General features: G+C 64.2%; 5 protein-coding genes. 4 read left to right on the forward strand and 1 reads right to left on the reverse strand.

Features of this window, described 5'->3' with window-relative positions:
* Nucleotides 1–256: NnrS family protein (locus VFL62_RS11890; protein ID WP_325172573.1), on the reverse strand; the 256-nt coding region annotated here is incomplete at its 3' end.
* A gap of 165 nt (nucleotides 257–421) precedes the next feature.
* Here VFL62_RS11890 and VFL62_RS11895 point away from each other — a divergent pair.
* The 4 genes from VFL62_RS11895 to VFL62_RS11910 all read left to right on the forward strand — a co-directional run.
* Nucleotides 422–625, forward strand: coding sequence for a hypothetical protein (locus VFL62_RS11895; RefSeq protein ID WP_325172574.1), 204 nt, complete (start codon nucleotides 422–424; stop codon nucleotides 623–625).
* A 173-nt stretch (nucleotides 626–798) separates the two neighbouring features.
* The gene (locus VFL62_RS11900) at nucleotides 799–1500 is read left to right on the forward strand and encodes a Crp/Fnr family transcriptional regulator (protein WP_325172575.1); all 702 of its coding nucleotides are present in this window, start codon (nucleotides 799–801) and stop codon (nucleotides 1498–1500) included.
* Between the two features lie 263 nt (nucleotides 1501–1763).
* Nucleotides 1764–2882: a copper-containing nitrite reductase gene (gene nirK / locus VFL62_RS11905; RefSeq protein WP_325172576.1), complete on the forward strand. Its 1119-nt coding sequence runs from the start codon at nucleotides 1764–1766 to the stop codon at nucleotides 2880–2882.
* Between the two features lie 65 nt (nucleotides 2883–2947).
* On the forward strand, nucleotides 2948–3476 hold a 529-nt coding region (locus VFL62_RS11910; RefSeq protein ID WP_325172577.1), incomplete at its 3' end, for a formylglycine-generating enzyme family protein.

The following is a 3476-nucleotide window of genomic DNA, read 5'->3' on the forward strand; positions in this document are numbered from 1 at the left end:
GGCGGCCGGTCCAGTTCGGGATCGCGGTGAGGAGAAAGCCGGTGACGACCGCGCCGACATAACCGAACAGCATCTCGTGGACGTGCCAGTCGCGCGGCGCGAACACGGTAGCCATGCGGATGTCGCCCGAGAACACCGCAAGCCAGAGCGGTATCATCGCGCCGGCATAGATCGCGCCGAACAGAAAGAACGGCCGGAACCCGTAGGAAAACAGCGCCGGTCCCCTGTAGCCTCTTAATTTCTGCATCGTCGTCATCGGCATCTTCCCGTTCGATGATCAATCCTAAGGCAGCGCGACGCAGCACTCTTTGCTAAAGCGCAAATTTCTGTCCGCTTGCGCCCACTCCCGCAAAACAACGGGTAGCGCGCGCCGTTGCGTTGGATCAAAACGGACGGCCGCACTCGCGGCAGAAGGACTTCAATGTGCAGCGACCATGCGCGCGACGGCTGGCTTCCGATCGCGATCGCTCCCGACCATTGCGACCTCGAACTCGGTCACGTCACCGTGGCGGGAATCGAAGCGTTGCGCTTTCCGTGCCGTCGCAGATCCGGCCTGTGGTACAATGTGTGGACCGACGAGGCAGTATTGATCCATCCGACCCATTGGCGAAGCTGGCGCGGCTGAGTCAAAGGCTGCGGCTCCGAGCCGGCGCCGTGCAGAGCCAGAATAGATGTCCCCGGTCGCCCGGATATTGAGTTAGCGCAATTCCTGCCGCCCCGCCCCGCGCTAAAGATCAGGCGGCGCCGACGATTCCCGACATACCGAAGATCACGGGCGGCCTGTTCGAGAGGATAGCTATGGCCGCGGTCGATCGGTCGCTGGTGGCGGGACTGCCGATGTTCGCCGGGCTTGCGCCGGCCGAACAGGACGAACTGCTGCGCGAGGCGCGTTCGATCCGCTATCCCAGGGGCGAGGCGGTGTTCGATCAAGGCGGCAAGGCCGATCGATTCTTCGTTCTGCTCTACGGTCATCTGCGGGTCGAGAAGACCACGCCGCAGGGACAGCAGTCGGTGGTGCGCTATGTCTCGGCGGGCGAATTGTTCGGCGTCGCGCAGGCCATGAACCTGACGCACTATCCGGCAACTGCGGTCGCCGCCGTCGACAGCATCGCGCTGGCCTGGCCATCCGCCTCCTGGCCGCGGCTGATCGCCAAATATCCGAGCCTCGCCGCGAGCGCACTGCAGACCGTCGGCAGCCGGCTGCAGGACACGCAAGCCCGCGTCATGGAGATCTCGACCGAGCAGGTCGAGCAGCGGGTCGCACACACGCTGCTTCGTCTGGCCAAGCAGGCCGGCAGGAAAGTCGATGCCGGCATCGAGATCGATTTTCCGATCAGCCGTCAGGACGTGGCCGAGATGACCGGCACCACCTTGCACACGGTGAGCCGCATCCTCAGCGCCTGGGAAAACGACGGGCTGGTCGAAGGCGGCCGGCAGCGCATCGTGCTGTGCGATCTCCGCCGCCTCAACGCGCTCGCCGAGCGCAGCACCGACGCCTAGAGCATCGCGCTTCAAACGCTTGAAATTCGCCTCCGCGGATCGACGAACCCTGCGGCGTCGAAAGGCCGGCGCGGTGGTTAAGAAATTCCGAAATGTCGCTGCATCCGTGATGCGAATTCGGTATCGCGACACTCATCTTCGACACGCCCGCTCTCACCTCTTCCCCAACCGCTCTCCTGGTTGATCCAGCACAAAGATCGTTGCGCGCCGCAGATGCATGGTGGCGCCATCGAATGAAGCGAACCGAACCGATGGAGAGGACAATGCTGACGAGAAGGACAGCCCTGATGGGTGCCGCGGTCGCGGCGATGATGATGACGATGCCGGCGCTGGCCGACGAACTGAAGCTGCCGCGCGAACACGTCGATCTGGTCGCGCCTCCCTTCGTCCATCCGCATGAGCAGGCCACCAAGGCCGGGCCGAAGATTCTCGAATTCAAGCTGACGGTGCAGGAAAAGGAAGTCGTGATCGACAGCGCCGGCACCAAGTTCTGGGCCATGACCTATAACGGCTCGATGCCGGGTCCGATGATGGTCGTTCACGAGGGCGACTACATGGAGCTCACGCTGGTCAATCCCGAAACCAACTCCATGCCGCACAATATCGACCTGCATTCAGCGACGGGAGGTCTTGGCGGCGGTGCGCTGACCAAGGTGAATCCCGGCGAGCAAGCAGTGCTGCGCTGGAAGGCGACGCGCGCCGGCGTCTTCATCTATCACTGCGCGCCGGAGGGCATGATTCCCTGGCACGTCGTGTCGGGCATGCACGGCACCGTGATGGTGCTGCCGCGCGAGGGCCTGAAGGACGAGAACGGCAAGCCGCTGCACTACGACAAGATCTACTACATCGGCGAAAACGATCTCTACGTGCCGAAGGATGAAAACGGCAAGTACAAGACCTACGAGACGCTCGCCGAATCCTATGCGGATACGACCGAGGTGATGAGGAAGCTGATTCCGACCCATGTCGTGTTCGAGGGGCGCGTCGGCGCGCTCACCGGCAAGAACGCGTTGACGGCAAAGGTCGGCGAGACCGTCATGTTCGTGCATTCCGAAGCCAACCGCGACACCCGTCCGCACCTGATCGGCGGTCACGGCGACTATGTCTGGGAAGCCGGCAAATTCAACAATCCGCCGCAGAAGGATCTGGAGACCTGGTTCGTGCGTGGCGGTTCGGCGGGAGCCGCGCTCTACACCTTCCGCGAACCCGGCGTCTACGCCTATGTCAACCACAACCTGATCGAGGCGGTCGAACTCGGCGCCACGGCCCACGTCAAGGTCGAAGGCAAGTGGAACGACGATCTGATGAAGCAGGTCTCGCCTCCCGGCCCGATCCCGCCGGAGAAAGTCGGCGCCGCTCAACCGGTGGCCGTCACCCGGTAGTGTGGCGTTGATGGAGGGCCTGCGGTTCGTTCCGCGGGCTCTCCTGCCAACACAGGAGCACCGTCATGCTCATCGTGATGAAAGTGAAGACGGCGATGATCGTCGGCGCGCTGGTCGCGCCGGTGCTCGCGACCACGTTCGCGCCGGTGCCGCGCGACAATCATGACGGCCCGGACGGCGCGCTGCGGCTTTCCTCCGCCGTCTTCAGTTATCGTGCCGCCGGCGATTTCTCGCAAAACGGCAAGCCGGTCGCGGGTCCCTTGCGCCAACTGCGTCTGCCCTCCGATCTCCTCATCATGGATCATCTGGTCACCGCGGGCGAATATGCGCAATGCGTCGCCGACGGCGGCTGCCCGCGCGTTGCCGCCGCGAGCAGCGCGCCGGACGTTCCGATGGTCGGCGTCAACTGGCACGACGCCTCGGCCTATGCGGCCTGGATCTCGCAGAAGACGGGCGTGACGCACCGCCTGCCGACCGACGAGGAATGGACGCTCGCGGCCGCTGAAAAAGCCAGCGACGAAGCCGCGCCGCTGGTCGATCCCGCCGATCCGGCGCAGGCCTGGATCGCGCGCTATGAAGCCGAGGCCGCCCGTT

The organism is Bradyrhizobium sp., assembly GCF_035701725.1.
Taxonomy (GTDB): domain Bacteria; phylum Pseudomonadota; class Alphaproteobacteria; order Rhizobiales; family Xanthobacteraceae; genus Bradyrhizobium.